This is a genomic window from Planctomycetota bacterium, from assembly GCA_039182125.1.
Lineage (GTDB): Bacteria > Planctomycetota > Phycisphaerae > Tepidisphaerales > Tepidisphaeraceae > JBCDCH01.
The window spans coordinates 88,715-107,447 of the sequence record JBCDCH010000003.1; the positions used below are offsets into that span (position 1 = coordinate 88,715).

General features: G+C 64.3%; 13 protein-coding genes. 6 read left to right on the plus strand and 7 right to left on the minus strand.

Going from position 1 to position 18,733, the window contains the following annotated elements; genetic code table 11:
- Positions 1–10: 10 nt before the first annotated feature.
- A complete protein-coding gene (locus AAGD32_01400; GenBank protein MEM8872888.1) occupies positions 11–1,519 on the minus strand; it encodes an aldehyde dehydrogenase family protein in 1,509 nt (502 codons plus the stop codon).
- A 173-nt stretch (positions 1,520–1,692) separates the two neighbouring features.
- On the opposite strand from AAGD32_01400, the gene AAGD32_01405 reads away from it, so the two are divergent.
- Positions 1,693–2,265: an NAD(P)H-dependent oxidoreductase subunit E gene (locus AAGD32_01405; protein MEM8872889.1), complete on the plus strand. Its 573-nt coding sequence runs from the start codon at positions 1,693–1,695 to the stop codon at positions 2,263–2,265.
- 34 nt (positions 2,266–2,299) lie between these two features.
- On the opposite strand, the gene AAGD32_01410 is transcribed toward AAGD32_01405, so the two are convergent.
- Both AAGD32_01410 and AAGD32_01415 read right to left on the minus strand, forming a co-directional pair.
- The gene (locus tag AAGD32_01410; GenBank protein MEM8872890.1) at positions 2,300–3,103 is read right to left on the minus strand and encodes a DNA-formamidopyrimidine glycosylase family protein; all 804 of its coding nucleotides are present in this window, start codon (positions 3,101–3,103) and stop codon (positions 2,300–2,302) included.
- A 5-nt stretch (positions 3,104–3,108) separates the two neighbouring features.
- On the minus strand, positions 3,109–3,657 hold the full coding sequence (locus AAGD32_01415; protein MEM8872891.1) for a hypothetical protein: 549 nt from the start codon (positions 3,655–3,657) through the stop codon (positions 3,109–3,111).
- A gap of 89 nt (positions 3,658–3,746) precedes the next feature.
- Here AAGD32_01415 and AAGD32_01420 point away from each other — a divergent pair, with 89 nt between their 5' ends.
- Genes AAGD32_01420 through AAGD32_01430 form a run of 3 tightly spaced genes read left to right on the plus strand, consistent with a single transcriptional unit; the run spans position 3,747 to position 7,706 of the window.
- Positions 3,747–5,111 carry a peptidylprolyl isomerase gene (locus tag AAGD32_01420; GenBank protein MEM8872892.1) on the plus strand — a complete coding sequence of 455 codons (1,365 nt, stop codon included), beginning with the start codon at positions 3,747–3,749 and terminating at the stop codon, positions 5,109–5,111.
- Positions 5,112–5,134: 23 nt separating this feature from the next.
- Complete coding sequence (locus AAGD32_01425; GenBank protein ID MEM8872893.1) at positions 5,135–7,213, plus strand: prolyl oligopeptidase family serine peptidase; 2,079 nt, start codon at positions 5,135–5,137, stop codon at positions 7,211–7,213.
- A gap of 40 nt (positions 7,214–7,253) precedes the next feature.
- Positions 7,254–7,706 carry a GyrI-like domain-containing protein gene (locus tag AAGD32_01430; GenBank protein ID MEM8872894.1) on the plus strand — a complete coding sequence of 151 codons (453 nt, stop codon included), beginning with the start codon at positions 7,254–7,256 and terminating at the stop codon, positions 7,704–7,706.
- 36 nt (positions 7,707–7,742) lie between these two features.
- Here AAGD32_01430 and AAGD32_01435 read toward each other — a convergent pair whose 3' ends face one another.
- The 4 genes from AAGD32_01435 to lpxC all read right to left on the minus strand — a co-directional run bounded on the left by AAGD32_01435 (position 7,743) and on the right by lpxC (position 15,324).
- Positions 7,743–10,856, minus strand: coding sequence for a glycosyl hydrolase (locus tag AAGD32_01435; protein ID MEM8872895.1), 3,114 nt, complete (start codon positions 10,854–10,856; stop codon positions 7,743–7,745).
- A 112-nt stretch (positions 10,857–10,968) separates the two neighbouring features.
- A complete protein-coding gene (locus tag AAGD32_01440; protein MEM8872896.1) occupies positions 10,969–11,967 on the minus strand; it encodes a Gfo/Idh/MocA family oxidoreductase in 999 nt (332 codons plus the stop codon).
- A 187-nt stretch (positions 11,968–12,154) separates the two neighbouring features.
- Complete coding sequence (lpxA, locus tag AAGD32_01445; GenBank protein ID MEM8872897.1) at positions 12,155–13,264, minus strand: acyl-ACP--UDP-N-acetylglucosamine O-acyltransferase; 1,110 nt, start codon at positions 13,262–13,264, stop codon at positions 12,155–12,157.
- A gap of 680 nt (positions 13,265–13,944) precedes the next feature.
- Positions 13,945–15,324 carry a UDP-3-O-acyl-N-acetylglucosamine deacetylase gene (gene lpxC, locus AAGD32_01450; GenBank protein MEM8872898.1) on the minus strand — a complete coding sequence of 460 codons (1,380 nt, stop codon included), beginning with the start codon at positions 15,322–15,324 and terminating at the stop codon, positions 13,945–13,947.
- Positions 15,325–15,706: 382 nt separating this feature from the next.
- Between lpxC and AAGD32_01455 the strand changes: the two genes are divergently transcribed.
- Both AAGD32_01455 and AAGD32_01460 read left to right on the plus strand, forming a co-directional pair.
- Positions 15,707–17,269 (plus strand): polysaccharide biosynthesis/export family protein, encoded by a 1,563-nt coding sequence (locus AAGD32_01455; protein ID MEM8872899.1) that lies wholly within the window; start codon positions 15,707–15,709, stop codon positions 17,267–17,269.
- A gap of 283 nt (positions 17,270–17,552) precedes the next feature.
- Positions 17,553–18,722, plus strand: a complete 1,170-nt coding sequence (locus tag AAGD32_01460) for an exosortase/archaeosortase family protein (GenBank protein ID MEM8872900.1) — start codon at positions 17,553–17,555, stop codon at positions 18,720–18,722.
- Positions 18,723–18,733 lie beyond the last annotated feature (11 nt).

Sequence of the window (18,733 nt, forward strand, 5' to 3'; positions counted from 1 at the left end):
AGCTATCACGTCACAATCCGACGCACACACTCTTGGTCTCGAGATAGTTCTCGAGTACCGCGTGGCCCATCTCGCGGCCCCAGCCGCTCTGCTTGTAGCCGCCGAAGGGCAGCGCCGCGTCGAAGATGTTGTAGCAGTTGACCCAGACCGTGCCGGCACGAATCGCCGCGGCCAGGCGGTGGGCCTTGCCGACGTCTTTGGTCCAGACGCCCGCGGCCAAGCCGTAGTTGGTGTTGTTGGCCCGATGGATCAGATCTTCCTCGGAGTCATACGGCGTGGCGACGACGACCGGGCCGAAGATCTCTTCCTGGATGAGCTTGTTGGACTCGTCGGTGGATTCGAGAACGGTCGGTTCGACGAAGTAGCCGGCGCTGGACGGGGCGTTGCCGCCGGTGATGGTTTTGACGCCGGAGGTCCGGCCGTAGTCGAGGTAGCCGGTGACGCGGTTGAACTGCTCCTTCGACACGAGCGGGCCCATCTGCGTGTTGCTGTCGAAAGCATTGCCGACCTTGATGTTCCTGGCGTTGTCGGCAACACCGGACACGACATCGTCATAGATCGACTTGTGGACGAAAAGGCGTGAGCCGGCACAGCAGACCTGACCCTGGTTGAAGAAGATCGCGCTGGCCGCACCGGGGATCGCGGTGTCGAGGTCGGCGTCGGGGAGGATGAGGTTGGGGTTCTTGCCGCCGAGTTCGAGCGTGACTTTCTTGAGGTTGCCCGCGGCCGCTTTGGCGATGAGCTTGCCGACCTCGGTGCTGCCGGTGAACGCGATCTTGTCGACCAGATCATGGGAGGCGAGCGGCGCGCCGGCGTCCTCGCCCATGCCGGTGACGATGTTCACGACGCCCTCGGGGAAGCCCGCTTCGACGATGAGCTCGCCGAGCCGCAGGGCCGAGAGGGGCGTCTGTTCGGCGGGTTTGAGCACCACGCAGCAGCCCGCCGCGAGTGCCGGTGCCAGCTTCCACGCGACCATCAACAGCGGGAAGTTCCACGGCGTGATCTGCCCCACCACGCCCACCGGCTCACGCAACGTGTAAGCGTGGAACTGCGCGTCGGGCGCGTAAGGCACGTTGAGCGAGATCGTGTTGCCTTCGATCTTCGTACACCAGCCGGCCATGTAGCGGAAGATGTCGATCGCCAGCGGCACGTCGGCGGCGGCGGCGACGGCGAGCGGCTTGCCGTTGTCGAGCGCGTCCAGTGCGGCGAACTCGTCGGCGTGCTTCTCAAGCAGGTCCGCGAGCCGCCAGATCATCGTGCCGCGATCACTTGCGGTCATCTTCGTCCACGGCCCGTTGTCGAACGCACGCCGGGCGGCCATCACCGCCTTGTCGATGTCGGCCTTGTTGCCCGACGGGCACTGCGCGATCTCGCTGTCGTCGGCGGGGTTGTACACGGCAAACGAAGCGCTGCTCTCGGACTCGACCCATTCGTTGTTGATCAGCAGCTTCTTCGGCCGGGAAAGGAAATCTTTCACGACCGACGGAATTGTGGCGGCGGGGGCATCAGCGACAGACATGGCGTCCTCCTGGGGATTTGAGATTTCAAATCTGAGATTTGAGATGACGAAGTGCGGGTCGCCGGCTCCTCTCCGGCATTCAACCGGCGTGTGAGCTTACCGCAACGACACGCGCACCGAAACCGTCTCCATTCCACATTTCCCTACGCCCTCGTCGGCCGCTAAAGTCTTGCATGGCTTGGCTTGCAGAAGACAAACGTGCCGCACTGACCGACGCCGGCGAACCGCTGCTCACCGACGCGATGAAGGCGACGTTGCGTGACACGTACTTTCCCCGCTACCCGACCAAGCAGGCGTGCCTTTTGCCGGGGCTTCACCTGCTTCAGCACGAGTACGGCTGGATCCCTGCCCAGGCGATGAGCGAGATCGCCGAATTCCTCGAACTCTCCGAGGCCGAGGTCATTGATACGGCCAGCTTCTACGAGGAGTACTGGCTCCAGCCCAAGGGCAAATATCTCCTGCAAGTCTGCCGAAGTCTCGCGTGTGAGGTTTGCCAGTCCAGCAAGATCACCGATTACCTCTCCGAGTCGCTCAATGTCGAGGTCGGCGAGACCAGCGATGATCAGCGGTTCACTCTCGTTGAACTCGAATGCCTCGGGTCATGCGGCACCGCGCCGGTCTTGATGATCAACGACGTGCTTCACGAGAACGTCGAAGTCGGCCAACTCGACGATCTCATCGCCGCCTTGCCCGACGACCCCCATGATCTGAAAGACCCCAGCGTCGACTGGGACGCGGGTCACTGATCCGTCCGAAAGCCGACGTCGCGGGCGTGGGTTTTCAGTTGGGCTTTTGGCACTTCGGGCACCAGGTGATCGGTCGGCTGCCGATGGTGCTGGTTTTGAGGTCGCTCCGGCAGCGGCGGCACTTGCCGCGTTTGTACACAAGAAAGCGCTCGCCCGAGCCGAGCTTGCTCGGCGGCTTGTCGATGTCCTTGCGGTCCACGCCGATGATCTTGCCGGTCTTCGTGGCGTAACGCATCAGGTGGAGCATGTCCTCCCACAACGCGTTGAACTGCTTGGTGGTCAGTTCGTTGGCGGGGGTGGCGGGGTGGATGCCGGTGCGGAAGAGGGCCTCGGCTCGGAAGATGTTGCCGACGCCGGTCCAGACGGATTGATCGAGCAGCAGCGCACCGATCTGCTTTCGGCTCGCCTTGCATTTCTCACGCACCCACTTCTTCGCGGCCGACTCGTCAAAGTCCGGATGCAACGGGTCGGGCCCGAGCTTGTCGAGTTCGGCTTGGTGTTCGTCGACGCTGACGATTTTGCAGGTGATCGGCGCGATCAGGTCGAGGCCGGCATCGTTGGTGGCAAGCCGCATGCGGACCGCGCCGCGTGGCTCGGGTACATGGCCGGCGTGGTGCCGAAAGCGGCCGAGCCGACCGAGATGCACCATGACGATGTTGGGTTTGCCGAAGTGGTAGAACAGCACCTTGCCGCGACCTTCGACCGACGTGAGCTTGAGGCCGTCGATCGCGTCGGCTTCCTCGAACCGCCCCTGCGGGGAGGAAGCGCGCACCTTACGCCCGCCGAGCAACGCGTTTTGCCTGTCGGCTTCGATCCGAATGATGTGACCTTCTGGCATCTCAGTTAGAGCCTACGACGCACCATGTCGGCCAGTCGGCGTTCAAGGTTTTCGTCACGTCCGACGTCGTACCAGTATTGCCGGGGCAGGAAAACGCCACGGTCGGACTCGGGCGTGCCGCGCTCGTCGCCGCGGCGGAAGAAGTCGCGGTGAAACGCCGGGTCGGTGATCCGCCGCTCGGCAAGGCTCAGGCGTTCGACGCGAACGATCGGCTTCGCCACGAAGCCCGCGTCGGTCTCCTCGAAATCGAACCGAACCGTCCGGCGGTACGTTGCCGTCGCGCTGCGTGCCATGTCGTCCATCGTCGAGAGTTCGTGTCGAAACAGAATCTCGGTCGGCTGGGCGGCGATCATCGGCTCGGTCACCAGCACGCCGCGTCGTTTGTCCTGCAGGTCGGGTTTGAAATGCAGATCGCGGGCCGCGTCTTCGGCCGCGGCCCAGAGGTTGTCGAAGTCACCCGCGACGACCGGTTCGGCCGGCGCCACCGTCCGCGCGTTCGACGCACAGCCGACCGTCAGCCAGGGCACGAGTAGCAACAGGAACATCCAACGCATGTCGCTATTGAAGCGCCACCGGCCGGTCACGGCAACCGATCTTGTCGCGAGTGGTCTTGTTTCGGCGACCGGTCGGATACCATCCCGGCATGCGAATCGGACTATTTTTGGCGGCAATCGCTGTATTGATGATGACCGGCGGGTGTAGCTGGTTTCAGGTGTTGCGTGGTGACCGGACCGAGCCGAGCGACGTGATCGTGGCCGGTGAGCCGGGGCCGACCGGACCGAGCGAGGACGTGACGCCGGACGTGGGCCCGGTGGACGATGCGGGCATCGTCGAGCCGCTGGGGGATCCGGTGCCAGAGCCGACGCTCGACTCGGCCGGGGCAGGTGATTTGGCGGCCGGCAGTCCGTCGCCCGACGCCGCGGTCCCCGCCGGCATTTCCGTGCCGGAGCTTTCCGAAGCCGAGAACCTTGGGCCCGTGCAGACGGTGCCTTCCGATCGCGTCATACCCGTCGGTGGCGTGATCGCGCGGGTCAACGGCACGGCCCTCTACACCGACGAAGTCCTGCGAGACGTTCGTCCGATCCTCCGCGCCCGTGCACAAACGATGGAGCGTGAACGATACCGGGTTGTCGCCGAGCGTGAGATTCGTCAGCAGCTCGAACGCCTCATCGGCGATGAGGTCCGGCTCAGCCAGGCCCGCCGCGTGCTCAACGACAACGAGCGCGAGTTCGCCCGTCAGCGTGCTTTCGAGTGGCGACGTACGCAGGTGACCGAGGCGGGCGGCTCCTTCACCGAGGCCAACCGTCGGGCCAAGCAACTCGGCTTCGAAGACCTCGACGCGATGGTCGAACGCAAGTTCGATCAGTTCCTCATCGACACCTACGTGCAACGCAAGCTCCTGCCGCGGATTCAGGTCAGCCCGTCCGAGATGCGGTTGCGTTACCAGCAGATCGTCGATGACCGTTACACCGAGCAAGCCAAGGCGGAGTTTCGACTGCTACGGATCAACGAGAGCGCGGCCGGCGGTCCGGACGCGGCGCTGACCAAGGCCCGCGACATCAAAGCCCGCATCGACAGCGACGAGCTCGATTTCCTGACCGCTGCTGGCCAGTTCAACGACGACGCGATGCTCCGCGAGAGCGCCGGCGATCTGGGCATCGGGCTGATGGAACGTGGGGCGTATCGGTACAAGCAGATCGAGGATGCGGTGTTCGCCGGCGAGCCGGGCCAGACGCTCGGTCCACTTCCGCTGAGCGATCGACAGGGGCCGGCGCAGGTGCTGGTGTTCGTGGAGCAGAAGACGGTCGGCCGGGTACAGCCGTTCGCCGACGCGAAAGTTCAGCAGGACTTGCGCAACCAACTTCGCCAGGAGAAGTACACCGAGCTGCTCGCCGAGGAAGCCCGTGGCGAGCAGGCGATGGCCTTGGTCGAGCGGCTCAGTGACGGTGTGCAGACCGCGGTCGACATCGCGTTGCTCGACTACGACCGGTGGAACGCCGAGGAGTGAATCGCACGGCATAGGATGCCGCCGTGATTGCATCCATTTTTCTTGCCGTGGTTGTACCCTTGAACTATCCGACGACTCCGACCGACGACGTGGTCGACGACTTCCACGGCACACCCGTGGCCGACCCGTATCGCTGGCTCGAAGGTGACGGGCCGGAAGTTCGCGCGTTCATTGATGAGCAGAACGCCATCACCGACGCTTACCTCGACGTCGAGAGCAAGCCGGCCATCCGTGCCCGGCTCGAAGAGTTGACCGACTACCTGCGGTTCTCCACGCCGAGCCGGTACGGCGACACCGTCATCTACACCCGCAACGACGGCCTTCAGCCGCAGAGCGTGATGTACGTCCGTGGCGGCGGCGATGTCGAGGGTGACCGCGTGCTGATCGACCCCAACACTTTCAGCGATGACGGCACCGTCGCGCTTGCCGGGACGACCTTCACCAAGGACGGCGCGCTCATGGCATACGCCGTGTCCGTCGGCGGCTCGGACCAGCGTGTCGTGAAAGTTCGCCAAGTCGAGAGTGGCGAAGACCTCGCCGACGAGCTGACCAACATGCGGTTCAGCGGCATCGCGTGGAACCCGGACAACACCGGCTTCTGGTACAACCAGTACCCGTCCGACGAGAGCCGGCTGAACAACCGGTTGCGCTATCACGTCCTCGGCGAGCCGCAGGGTGATGGTGCGATCGTGTACACCGAGCCGGACGATCCGGAGCTTTCGCTGTTCCCGTTCGTTACCGACGCGGGGGATTACCTCGTGGTCTACAAGTCGCGTGGCACCGACCGCCGCAGCGGGGTGATGTACCGCGAGATCTGCGACGACTGCGACCCGGCCAAGCAGGGCGGCTTCACCGAGCTGTTCCCGGTGCAGGACGCCCGCTATTCCATCGTCGGCAACACCGACAGCACGTTCTACGTCCTGACCGACAAGGACGCGCCGCGCCGCAAGCTCGTCGCGGTCGACCTGCTCAAGCCGGAGATCGAGAACTGGCAGACGATCATCCCCGAGGGCGAGGCCGTTCTCGAAACCGTCGGCACGATCGACGGCGGCTTCGTGGCGGTTCACTCGAAGGACGGCCGCAGTGTGTTGACCGTCCGCGATCGCACCGGCGGTAGCGTGCGCAACGTCGAACTCCCCGGCGAGGGCACCGTCTTCGGCGTCGACACCGACCCGCAACGCGAGACGTTCACCTTCGGCTACACGAGCTACAACTTCCCGTCGGTTGCCTTTGCCGCCGACGAGGAGCTTGGCCTCGAGGAGGTGTTTCCAAGCACGCTCGACTTCGATCCGAGCGGGTTCGACGTGTCGCTGCACTTTGCCACGAGCAAGGACGGCACGCAGGTGCCGCTGTTCGTGACGCACAAGAAGGGGCTCGAACTCGACGGCGACAACCCCGCGATCCTCTATGGCTACGGCGGGTTCTCGATCGGCCAGTCGCCGTACTTCGCGCCGTCGTTGATCGCGTGGTTGGAACAGGGCGGCGTGTACATCTTCGCCGGGTTGCGCGGCGGCGACGAGTACGGTGCCGAGTGGCACGAAGCCGGCAAACTTGAGAACAAGCAGAACGTCTTCGACGACTTCATCGCGTCGGCCGAGTGGGCGATCGACAACGGCTACACCAAGCCGGAGAAGCTCGCGATCCGCGGCGGGTCCAATGGCGGCCTGCTCGTCGCCGCCGTCGAGCTCCAACGTCCCGACCTGTTCGGCGCGGTCATCTGCCAGGTGCCGGTGATCGACATGCTCCGTTACCACACCTTCGGCACCGGGCGGTTCTGGACCGTCGAGTACGGCAACGCGATGGAGAACCCCGAGCACTTCGAGTTCATGTACGCCTACTCGCCGTTGCACAACGTGGAAGAGGGCGTGCTTTACCCGCCGACGCTGGTGTTGACGGCCGACGGCGACGATCGTGTCGTCCCGGCCCACGCGTTCAAGTACGTCGCCACGCTCCAGGCCAACGCCGACCCCAACGGCATTTACCTCCTGCACCACCAGACCGACGCCGGCCACGGTGCCGGCAAGCCCACCGCCAAACGTCTCGACGAGGCAGCGGACATTTACGCATTTCTGGTCAAGCAGTTCGGGATGACTTGGGAGTAGTCGCAAAAATGTGTATATTCATCGGTGGCAAGGAGCTCCGATGAATCCACGTTTTGAGGCACGCCCGGCACTGACGGTTGTCGGATACCAGATCGACACCAAACCGATGTCGCCAGAGATTGGCGAGCTTTGGGGTAAGTTCGGTTCGGCCCACGACGTGCAATGGCCGCCATCAATCGGCGGCGGTGGTGCGTACGGCGTGATGCAATACCACGAGGACACGGGCGTGCTGACGTACATGGCCGGCATTCCCGTCGCGCCCGACGCGCAGGTGCCCGAGGGCATGCACAAGTGGGACGTACCGGAGACCGAGTACGCGATTTTCAGCACCGTCCTGGACAACCTCGCCGAGACGTTCACGAAGATTTACAACGAGTGGCTCCCCAATGCCGACGTTGACGGTGGCACCGGGCCCGCGCTCGAGTGGTATGGCCCCGGCTTCCACGAGAAGCACCTCGACGTGAACGTCCTGATCCCGATTCGTCGGCGGTAACTCGGGCTTGGCGATCGCGTTCGGTCGCCACCGCGTTCAGCGGCGAATGACGTTGATGCCCGGCTCGGCGTCGAAGGTGTCGACGATGTTGCCGTTGCGATCGAAGACGTCGACCGGAGTCGCCGCATCGCCGGTGTTGGTCACGACGTAGGTGCGGCGGTCGCCATCGGTGTACACACCACCGAGCGGCAGGCTCAGGTGATAGCCCGGGTCATGCCGGCCGATGTCGGCCAACGCGTGAGCGTGGAAGTAGTACAGACCGGCGTCGGGTTTGGTCATCGACGGGCTGTCCTGTTCAAGCAGGTCGCCCATGATCCGCGTCGCGCTGCCCGGGTCGGCCTGTGTCCAGTAGCCGAGCATGACGTTCTGCCAGTCGTTGGGCGTGCTGTCTTCCAGGTCCGCGAACGCGTCGGCGTCGATCTCTTCGACGTCCTGTCCCCGGGCGGCGAAGTACTTTCGGAGCGTCGCTTCGGTGTGGGCCGCGTCATGGCCTAGGTACGCGAGGTTGGGCCAGAGCGGCAACGCCTGGATACCGAGGATGTACTCGGGGTTCGGGCCGAACCACGTGCCCCAGGTCGCGCTGTCGTCGAACAGGATGCCGACGTTGGATTCGGTGAAACCCTCGGGCCAACTGCTGCCCGCGCTGTTGAACCAATAGCGCATCGTTGTTTCGGCTTCGATGGTGTAGCCCATCATGCCGGCCGCGAGCAGCCGCTGGTTGTCGGTCGCCGCACCGACCAGTGCAAGTCCGAGCCAGGACTGGATGGCTTCGGAGGTCGACTCCTGGTTGTTGCCGCGATCGCTGCTGGTTCCGGCCGCGTAGCTGTGGCCGACCCATGGTTCGAACGTGCGCAGATACGGAAACCGCTTGTCTTCGCGATCCGGGTTGGCGTACTGCTTTGCGACGAGCGTGGCCATCTCGCCGAAGTCTTCGGCGAACGCCGGGTCGCGCAGCATCAGCACGCCGGCGCTGGCGGTGAGGTAGCCGTAGTGGAAGTGATGATCGGTGAAGTTCTGTGAGCCGAAGTCCGGCGCGAAGCCGACGATCGCGCTGCTGCCCGGGTATGCGGCGTAGAAGCGCCCCTGTTCGCCGGGCGTGTAGGTGAGCCAGTCGGTGACGGACGTTTCGAGCGCGGCCTGGAACTCATCGGCCGTGTCGTCGCCGAGCGTGTCGGCCATGAGCGCGAACTCGGCGTAGCGCTGCATGTCCTTGCCGCCCCAGTAGGTGTTGTTTACATAGATCGGCCCGTTGTCGATGCGGACCATCTCGGCCGCGAACTCGTTGAGGTACTGCCGCATGCGGGCTTCGTCGAAGTCGGCACCCGTCGGCTTTGGCAGGACATACGGCATGCCATAGGCGCGGTGGGCGATGGTGAACGTGTTGCCGGTCGAGAGCGCGACGGGACCGCGGATGCTCGGGTAGGTATCGCCGGTGAGCCCAGCCGGCGGAATGGTTGCCTCGACGTGATGCGGCAGCCATGTTTGGAGTGCGGCTTCCCCGTTGGATGTTTCAATCGCCCACGTCGTCGTGACCAGGCCAGGCTCGTAGTCGAAGTCGAAGGTGCTGCCGACCGGTCGCGCCGTGGCGTGTTCGGCGAAGACGGGCAACGCCTCCGCGCTCGGGAGTGTCGCGACCGTGACCGCCGTGGCATTCACGACTGTGAGCACGTTGCCGTCGAGCACGAAGACGGCGTTATTGTCGTCGGTGAAGATGCCGAACTCTGCAGTCCCTTTGGTCAGGCGGATGTGGTCGCCGTTGTCCTCGGCCAGGACGGCGTTGCCGACGTCGAACCGCAATGGCATGCCCGACGCCTCGAACCAGACGGCCGGCATGCCGCGCCCGAGGGTGACATCGACGTGAGCTTTGGTGTCGCTTTCCATGCGAAAGTGGATCGTCCAGTCGCTGTGATCGAGCAGCGCGTCGCGGGTGAACGCGGCGTTGTTGGGCGGCATGAGCCGAATCGTTTCGCTGCCGCTGACGGCGATGGTTCCGGCGTCACCGCCGATGTCGGTGACGGCCATGACGGTCACGCCGTCGGGGCCGGTCCGCGCGCGCAGCGGGTAGGGCGTGAGCCAGCCGGCGAACGGCGATTCGAGAATGTTCGTCCACCAGTCGTTGGTCGGCAGCGGGGCATCGGCGGGGCGGTCGATCCAGTCGTACTCTTTCTCGAAGACCCGGGTAAACAGATCGCTGACCCGGTCGAGGACTACATTCGGCGGCGCGGCGGCGTATGAGCCGGCCCCGACCGCGACGGACTCAATGGCGGTGATCGCTCGCTCGATGGTGATGGATTCAATCGCGGCGTCGGTGCCGGTGAGATTCAGCACGCCCAACCCCGGCCGCAACGTGAGTTGGATTTCGGCACGATCGCTCTCGGCGGGGACGTCGACGGCGGCGGTGTACCCGTTGAACTCGGCGGTCACCGTTCCGCCATCTGGCGCGACGTCGGCGAGTGCGAACGTGGCCTTGTGGTAACCGGACCGCGTCAGCCGCATCGTGTATGGCAGGGGCGTTTCGCTCAGCATCGGCGGCGCGTCCCGACCGAGCCGCCGGGTCGTGTCGAAGTGACGCCCGTCGATCACGCTTGCCTCGTCGCCCACAACCCATGCTTTGCCCTCGTTCCCGTAAGTCGGTGCGGCGAGCAGTTCGAAGTAGTCGAGGTTGATCGCGCCAACATCGACCGCCTCGACGCGAATGACGTTGGTGCCGGCGTCGAGCGGCAAGACGCCGTTGGCGATCGTGAAACTCAGCCAGCCGCCGGTCGGTCCGAGCACGATGTCGGTCGACCTGCCATTGACGGTGAATCGCAGCGTCGAAGCCTCGGCCGCGCCACGGGCGTATGACACGAACAACTCACGCTCGCCGGCGGTCGGGACATCGAGCGTGTACTCCCACCACTCGCCCGGCTCGACGTAGCCGATGGTGACGCCGCTGCCCGCGTAGCCGAGATCGACGCTGACTTCCGGGCGGGTCTCGCCGGCGTTGGCCGGCCGTTCGTCAGGATTTGGTTCGTGATAGGCGATGCCGGGACCGCCGTTGTCGAAGTGCTCGGCTTCGACCCGAACCACGCCAACCTCGGGCACCGAGACAGGCTGACCCGTCTCATCCACCCACGGCGTCTGCTCGGCCAACGCGGTGTGTGCAAGCAACGAAAAAGCAACCAAGAACAGCGATGGGAAGGCGTAACGACACATTGTAACAGTTACACGATCGTCGTTGGCCGTGTTTCTGTCAACGGGCAATCGCCCCGAATCGTCTCGCTTAGACCGACACTTCCGGGATCGCGGCCACGATCTTCTCGGCGGTTTCCACGGCACGCATGCCGTCCTCGGCGCTGATCTCGGGCTTCTGCTCACCCGTCGCGGCGGCGATGAAGCTGTCGGCCTGCGCCCGCAACGGTTCGGTATCGTCGATGGTGAGTTGCTCGACGTTGACGAGTTCCTCGTAGTCGATGTCGCCGAGGTCACGCACCTCGCCGCTGCGGAGTTGCTCGACGAGCTGCCGCATCTTCTCGACGTTGTCGCCCTTGCGAATGAAGACGCCGGCCTTCTTGTGGTAGTCGAGTGAGACGTACGCCTCGGGGCTGAACACGCGGAGCTTGCGTTCGGTCTTGAGCGCCATCCGGCTCGCGGTGAGGTTGGCGACGCAGCCGTTGGCGTAGCGAATCCGCGCGTTGCACACGTCCTCGACGCCCGGCACCAACACCGGCACCCCGACCGCCTCGACGCCTTCGACCGTGCTGCCCGCCAGCCAGGTCACGATGTCGATGTCGTGGATCATCATGTCCAGCACCACGCCCACGTCGACGCTGCGGAACGTCATCGGCGACACGCGCGTGACCTCGATGAACCGTGGCGTGATCGAAAGGCTCCGCAGCGAACGCACCACCGGGTTGAACCGTTCGATGTGCCCGACCTGCACGACGGCGTCGTGCTTGGCGGCGAGCTCGGCGATCTCGCGGGCCGTGGCGGTGTCCTGGGCCAGGGGCTTTTCGATCAGGCAGGCGATGCCGGCTTCGAGCAGGGGCTTGGCGACTTCGAGGTGATGGATGGTCGGCACCGCGATGGTGACGGCCTTGACGTTGCCGATGAGGTCGGTGACGTCGGTGGTGTGCCGGCCGCCATAGGTCTCGGCCACACGCCGGGCGTTGTCTCCGTCGGCATCACACACCGACACGAGCTCGACGTTCGGCATCTCGCCATACACCCGCGCATGCAAACGACCCATCCGGCCACAACCGATCACACCTACTGGAAGCATGCGACATGCTACGCGACGGATCGCACGGGCAGGCGGTGGGGCCTGGATATGTTGTCAAACCCGGCGGGTATTTAGAAAGAGCAGGGGGTTGTCCGTTGCTTGGAGATCGCAAAGGTCCAACTCGGGCACCGTGATGACTGAGTTGGACGCCGAAGTCCGGTGATGGGTTTTCACGGCAAACTCGGATTTAGTCTGCTCGCAGGCCTTCGCGGTAGCGGCCGTTGACGCCTTGGTCGCGGCGGCGGAGGAAGGCGAGGACTTGGCGGACGCACGGGTTCGTCGCGGAGCGTTCGAGTTCGCGGCGAACTTCGGCGAACGGTGCCCGGTCGCGGCGGATCCAGAGCCGGCGGACCATCTCGCCCAGGGCTTCGATGTCGTCGGTGGAGTGGCCGTGACGGAGAAGGCCGACGCCGTTGAGTCCGCGAACGCTCCCTTCGTCGTCGACTTTGACGAAGGGGGGGACGTCCTTGGAAATCTGGGCGTAGGCCGCGATGTAGGAGTAGTCGCCGATGGTCGTGAAATGATGTACGCCGACGCCGCCCATGAGCGCGACGCCGTCGCCGGAGTGGACGTGGCCGGCGATCATGCAGTTGTTGGCGACGATGGAGTGACTGCCCCAGCGGACGTCGTGGCCGAAGTGGGCGTTGACCATCAGCAGGTTGTAGTCGCCGATGCTGGTGACGCTGCCGCCCTGGATGGTGCCGGCGTGGATGGTGACCGCCTCGCGGAGGCAGTTGTAGTCGCCGATCTCGGTGCGGGTGGGCTCGCCGCGATACTTCTTGTCCTGCGGCTCCGAGCCGATCACGCAGTTGGGGTGGAACAGGTTGTGATCGCCGACGACGGTGCGGCCGACGATGGTGACGTTGTTGGTCAACTTGTTGTTGCGGCCGATGACCACGTCGGGGCCGATGACGCAGAACGGGCCGATGACGGTGCCCTCGCCGATGCACGCGTTCTCGTGAACGGCGGCCAACGGGTGGATGACCGGCTTGCCGTCACCGCGGAGGCCACGCAACTCTTCATGGAGCAGGCGGGCATCACGCTGGTGATTGCGCAGCAGGTCGTCGTCGTGTTCGGCGGTGCGGGGCATCGCGGCAGTGCTGGACATCGCTGTGTTGGACGCCGAGGGATTGGCGACGGCGCTGTTGGATGCCCGCTCGTCGAGGACGGCGACACCAGTGCGGTCGCCGCGTGTGTCAGCCTCGGCGGGAGTGTCGGCATCCCAGCCAAAGCCGTGCATGACGGCGCTGGAACCCGAGCGAAAAACTGTGGAAAGGTTATTGAAGAGGTTCGCCATGGAAGGGAGGGCAGTTACGCCCCGGGGAGGACCCGGCCTGTGGTATGTCCTTCGCGGCGGTTGGCGACAAGGGCTGATGAGGTGCCTTGCATTCCGTGGCCGTTGGGGGACTGCTGGGGTGCCTTGGGGCGATCGGGCGGCGAGTCCTTTAGGAGTCTCGCCGGGGTCATCCATGACCTTTCGCCTTGGGCGGGTATTCGGTTTCAAGAATCGCCGGGGACACAACCCGCCGGGATTCGTATCGAGCAACAGCCTGGAGGGCTGAAAGCTCGATCCCGACTCATCGGCATACGGCCGCAGTCGGGGAGTCCGTTGTAATCACTCGTTCGCGGGGATCGCAATCGCTGAACAGTCGTGCGGGCCCGTTGGTCGGAGTGAGTTACCTCCATGTTGTTGGCCTGATCATTGGCAAGGCGATCGGGCTGGGTTTCAAACTTGCGCCAGCACCGTTGGCTGGTCGGACGCGGGTGTCAAGGCCGTCTTGACGCTTGTCGCATCCCTTGATCACGCCGAAGCGACTTTGGGCCGCTCGGCCGTCGGATGTGCCCGACGACGCATTTTTCTGTGTCGGATCGCCCGGCGTAACCGCTACAACCAAAACCAAAGCGTCCGATAAATTCAAGTGAAGTTTCGTCCCATCCGGTCACCGCTCAAAGTTTCATCCGGTTTGCGCCAGCCCGTCAGACCACCGGCTCGGCGTCGACGAGCATGAATTTGATGTCCGCCTCGGCCGCCGTCTTGTCTTGGACGTAGGCCTTGCAGCGCATGTGACCGGTCCGGCTTTTGACCCGCACCGCGCGGGCCTCGAGGATGAGCTGATCGCCGGGCACGACGGGAGTCCGCATCTTCACGCGGTCCATGCTCAACAGGACGGCCAACTTACCGGTGTGTTCGAGCTTTCGGCTCAGCAGGATACCGCCAAGCTGAGCCATCGCTTCGACGATCAGCACGCCCGGGAAGATCGGCGTGCCGGGGTAGTGGCCCTGAAAGTAGATGTCGTTGAACGTGACGTTCTTGACGCCGACCGCCTTTTGGTCGCCGTCGATTTCCAGCACTTTGTCCACCAGCAGCATGGGGAAGCGGTGCGGCAGGATGCGCTGGATCGCTCGAACGTCCATGGCGGCGTCGGTACGGTCAAGCATCGCCGACCGGGCGTCGGACTGGCGTTGGAGCAGCAGTTGGCGGGCGAGGCGGTGGTTGAGGCCGTGCCCGGACTTATAGGCGACGAGCCGACCGCAGAGCGGCCGTCCCACCAGCGAGAGATCACCGATGAGGTCGAGGATTTTGTGCCGGACCAGTTCGTCCTCGAACCGGTAAGCGTTCTCGACGGGGCCGTCCTTGCCGATGACGAGCAGGTCGCGCGGGGTCAGGTGCTTGCCGAAGCCGCGCCGGCGGAGTTCCTCGGCTTCGTGTTCGAAGATGAACGTGCGTGCCGGGGCGATCTGCTCGACGAAATCGTCCGCCGTGCCCTTCCCGGCGTAGGGCGGGTAGAGCTTGAAAAACTTCGTTTGACGTCCCACCACGCCGGTGCCGTCGGGGCCTTCATCCTCGAACTGATACAGGATTTCCAGGTGGTCGGTCGGCCCGGGCAGGGCGGCGAGGGTGGCGTCGCCGTGGGCGACCTGAACCGGTTGGCGGATGATCAGCGGCTCGACCGTGCCGGCCTGCTCTTGAACGCCGGCTTCCAGAACGGCGTCCACGAACGGCCGGCTCGAGCCGTCAACCATCGGCAGTTCGCCGGAAAAGCCCTCTCCTGACCCCTCCGCGTCGCTCTCGACGCTGATGACGGTGTTCCGAATGCCCAGTCCGGCAAGGGCGGCGAGGCAGTGCTCCACGGTTTCGACCCGCAGCGACCCGTTGCGGAGGCAGGTGTGGCGAGGGCGTTCGAGGAGATTGTCGATCAGGGCGGGTATGTCCGCCCGCACATCCCCGGCGGAGCGTTGGAACCGGATGCCGGTGTCCGGCTCGGCCGGTCGAAAGGTCAGCCGGGCCGGCTCGCCGGAAAAGAGCCCAGGGCCGTCCACCGTGACCGAATTGGCAATTGTTGTCTGCGGCAGCACGGCAGAAACCTCGGCGAAATGAAGCGTCAGCGGCGGTACGTCCGCATGACAATGCGAAATCATAGAGTCGGCGGCGGCGTCACTCAACGGCGGTCTCCGAAGCCGTTGCCGGGCGGCTTGGTCAAGATGTCGCAACCGGTGAGGCTGACCGGTGAACGCGACCGGTTCAGCGGCTCCCGTAAACCGCCGATGTCCCAGATGGTGCGCCTTGCATGTAGGCCATTTGGGCGTCATGCTTTCGTACCGGTCGTCGGTGCGTGATCGGAACCGTTGCGCACGACCGGCCCCGACACAGCCGAGCTGTCGGCATCTTGAAGTCACCCAACCTCGCCATTTTCACAAGCGATCGCCCATCCCGGGTATTCAACGCCCACCCAACGCCATGTCAGACCGACCTGTCCAACACGCCCTGCTCCGCCGCACCGGGCTTATCGCCGCGGCTGCCTTTGCCTTCACGGCCATCGGCTGCGAAACCAAGAGCTTCATCGACCCCAGCGAGCTTGTCGAAGCCAGCAAGCGACACACCATCGCCCAGCCGTTGGTGGTGCCGATCATCGACGACCTCGATTTCGGCATGACCGACAACAACGCCTACTTCACGCAGGCCCGGTCGGTCCGTCCCGAGGATCTGGAGACGGCCAACGAGGACTACCGCATCGGTCCCAACGACGCCTTGCAGGTGTCGGTCGCCGACCTGCTCGCTCCGGGGACCAGCGTGCCGGAGGTTCGCCGGGTCACTGCCAGTGGCAACATCTCGCTGCCGCTGCTCGAACGCCCCATCAACGTCGAAGACCTCACTGAAGCCCAAGCGGTCCAGGCGATTCGTGATGCGTACGAAGACGAAGAGCTTCTCAACAACGCCCAGGTTTCGCTGGTAGTGCTCGAAGCTCGTAATCGCACATTCCAGATTTACGGCTCGGTCCCCCAGCCCAGCGAGTACCCGATCCTCCGTAAGAACTTCCGCCTGTTGGACGCGATGCTCCAGGCTGGCGGCGTCAACGCGGCCAGCGGCGTGGAATATGTCTACATCATCCGCAACATTGCTGAGGATGCCGAGGTCGGTGACGACTCCGATAGTCCGATCCAGCCGAACGAAGAGGGCTTCGACGACCTGAACCCCGGCGCAGACGCCGGCTGGAATGGGGCCGAGTTAGTCAGCTTTCAGGACGCCGATGACGCGGTCGAGTTCGTCCCGTCCGAGGATGCGTCCGGCACCCCCGGTGCTGGTGCGACCGAGGGACGTGTCATCATCGTGGACGGCAAGGAAGTCGAGCTTGATGCGGCCATGGGAGGCGAAGCCGGCGAGGCGTTGGTCGAGCCGGGCACGCTGACCGATGGCCCCGCGACCACGACGGCACCGGCCACCATGCCGATGGCGTTGGAGCCGCTCGCCGAACTCCCGTCGACCCAACCGGTCATCGAGTTCAACGTGCCTGAGGAGCCGGACGACGTGGAAGTCATCAAGGTTCCGGTGAACCTACTTCTGCGTGGTCAGATGAAATACAACGTGGCGATCCAGCCGGGCGACTTCGTGTATGTCGCACCGCCGCGGAGCCTGGGCTTCTACTACATGGGCGGTCACTTCGCCCGTGTCGGCGTGTACCAGTTCTCCGGCCAGAAGCTCACGATTACGCAGGCCACCATCGCGGCCGGCATGCTGGACCCCGTCGCGATCCCGCGACGCACCATGCTGGTTCGTTACGTCTCGACGCCGACCGGCGACTACAAGGTCCACGCCCGTATTGATCTGTCGAAGATTTTCGCGGGCACCGAGCCGGACATCTACCTGATGCCCAATGACGAGATCCGCGTCGGCACCAACGCCGGGGCACCGTTCGTCGCGGCCCTTCGGAACGCCTTCCGTATCACCTACGGTTTCGGCTTCCTCTACGACCGCAACTACGCTGCTCCCGACCCGTTCGACGATCCCGATTTCAGCAGCTAATCGGGTTGTCAGGAAAGCCCCTCGCCCCGGACAGGCGCGGTCGAGCCTGTCCGGGGTGTTGGCGTTTAAAGGCGTCGTGTCAAAGTGCCGTGTCGTGGCGCTAATCCGGCGCGAAACTCCAAACTCCGCAGCTTGCCGGGCGTAGAGACTGCTTAGAATGTACGTTGACGAGGTCTGACGCTCGGTCAGGTCAAGTCGGAACCGTCGTTGCCCGAACCTGTTAGAAGATGCCGGGCCTTACCCACATGCCGCCGTTGGGAAATCACTTCGGAGGGGCTTTTTCGTGACAAGTCTGAGCACATCCAAACCGATCACCGCCAAGCCCACATCGGCCGATAACGCCGGCCCGTTGGGCCTGTCGGTCACCACGTGGGTGCAGATCGGAATCATCCTCGCGCTCTTCGCGGCGGTGTTCTACCCCAATCTCACCCGGCTCTGGCTCAAGACCGCACCGATGATCGGTTCGCCCAACTGGAGCCACTCGGTCGCCGTTCCGATCATCGGCCTTTACTACCTGTTCATGCGCCGCGAGGACCTCCTCGTCGCACCGGTCAAACCGCTGCTCGGGCTCGACTTCACTAAAAGCCGGTTCATCGGCGGCGGGGTCGTCATCGCGCTGGGCCTCGTCGGTTGGCTGCTGGGCCCGGTGCTTCTTGGCGACATGCAGGTGGGCTTGTTCAACGTCGGTAACATCGCGGAGACCGCGGGTCTTGGCCTCGCCGGTTTCGGTGTTCTGGTGTTGATGCTTGATTGGGGGCTGGCCTCGCTCATCGGCGGGCTGGTGCTCTCGGCTCTTGCCATTTGGCGAATCCAGAACGACTACATCTGGGACATCGCGATGATCCTCGCGCTCTTCGGTGTCGTCCTCACACTCACCGGTTGGGCCGTCACGAAATACTGCCTGTTCCCGATCGCGTTCCTGATCTGCGCAATCCCCTGGCCGCCAATCGTCTATAGCCAGATCGCGACGCCGTTGCAGTTCCTGGCGGCCAACGCGGCGGTCGTGGTGCTGAACCTCACCGGTGTCGCCGCGGTCGTGGAGGGCACGGTGATCAACATCCCGATGGACAACGGCCAGATCGAGCCGCTCAACGTCGCCGAAGCTTGTGCTGGGATGCGCTCGCTGATGACATTCATCACGGTCGGCGCGGCCGTCGGCTTCCTCTCGGACCGCCCGCTCTGGCAGAAGTGGATCATCACGCTCAGCGCGATCCCGATCGCGATCTTCTGCAACATGCTGCGGGTCAGCGGCATGGGTGTGTTGTATCACTACGTCAGCCGGGACTACGCGACCGGGTTTGCCCATTCGTTCGTGGGACTCGTGTTGTTGGTGCCGGCGTTCTTCATGATCCTCGGCGTGGCGTGGCTCACCGACCGCCTCATCATCGAAGAAGCCGACGACGAAGAGTCGCCCGATGAGCCCGCGCAGACGACCAAGCCCGCCACGGCGTAGTGGAAAGAAAA

What these genes read in the sequence shown, in the direction of transcription:
- AAGD32_01400 (MEM8872888.1), bottom strand. Translation starts at nt 1,519, where the DNA reads ATGTCTGTCGCTGATGCCCCCGCCGCCACAATTCCGTCGGTCGTGAAA.
- AAGD32_01405 (MEM8872889.1), top strand. Translation starts at nt 1,693, where the DNA reads ATGGCTTGGCTTGCAGAAGACAAACGTGCCGCACTGACCGACGCCGGC.
- AAGD32_01410 (MEM8872890.1), bottom strand. Translation starts at nt 3,103, where the DNA reads ATGCCAGAAGGTCACATCATTCGGATCGAAGCCGACAGGCAAAACGCG.
- AAGD32_01415 (MEM8872891.1), bottom strand. Translation starts at nt 3,657, where the DNA reads ATGCGTTGGATGTTCCTGTTGCTACTCGTGCCCTGGCTGACGGTCGGC.
- AAGD32_01420 (MEM8872892.1), top strand. Translation starts at nt 3,747, where the DNA reads ATGCGAATCGGACTATTTTTGGCGGCAATCGCTGTATTGATGATGACC.
- AAGD32_01430 (MEM8872894.1), top strand. Translation starts at nt 7,254, where the DNA reads ATGAATCCACGTTTTGAGGCACGCCCGGCACTGACGGTTGTCGGATAC.
- AAGD32_01440 (MEM8872896.1), bottom strand. Translation starts at nt 11,967, where the DNA reads ATGCTTCCAGTAGGTGTGATCGGTTGTGGCCGGATGGGTCGTTTGCAT.
- lpxA (MEM8872897.1), bottom strand. Translation starts at nt 13,264, where the DNA reads ATGGCGAACCTCTTCAATAACCTTTCCACAGTTTTTCGCTCGGGTTCC.
- AAGD32_01455 (MEM8872899.1), top strand. Translation starts at nt 15,707, where the DNA reads ATGTCAGACCGACCTGTCCAACACGCCCTGCTCCGCCGCACCGGGCTT.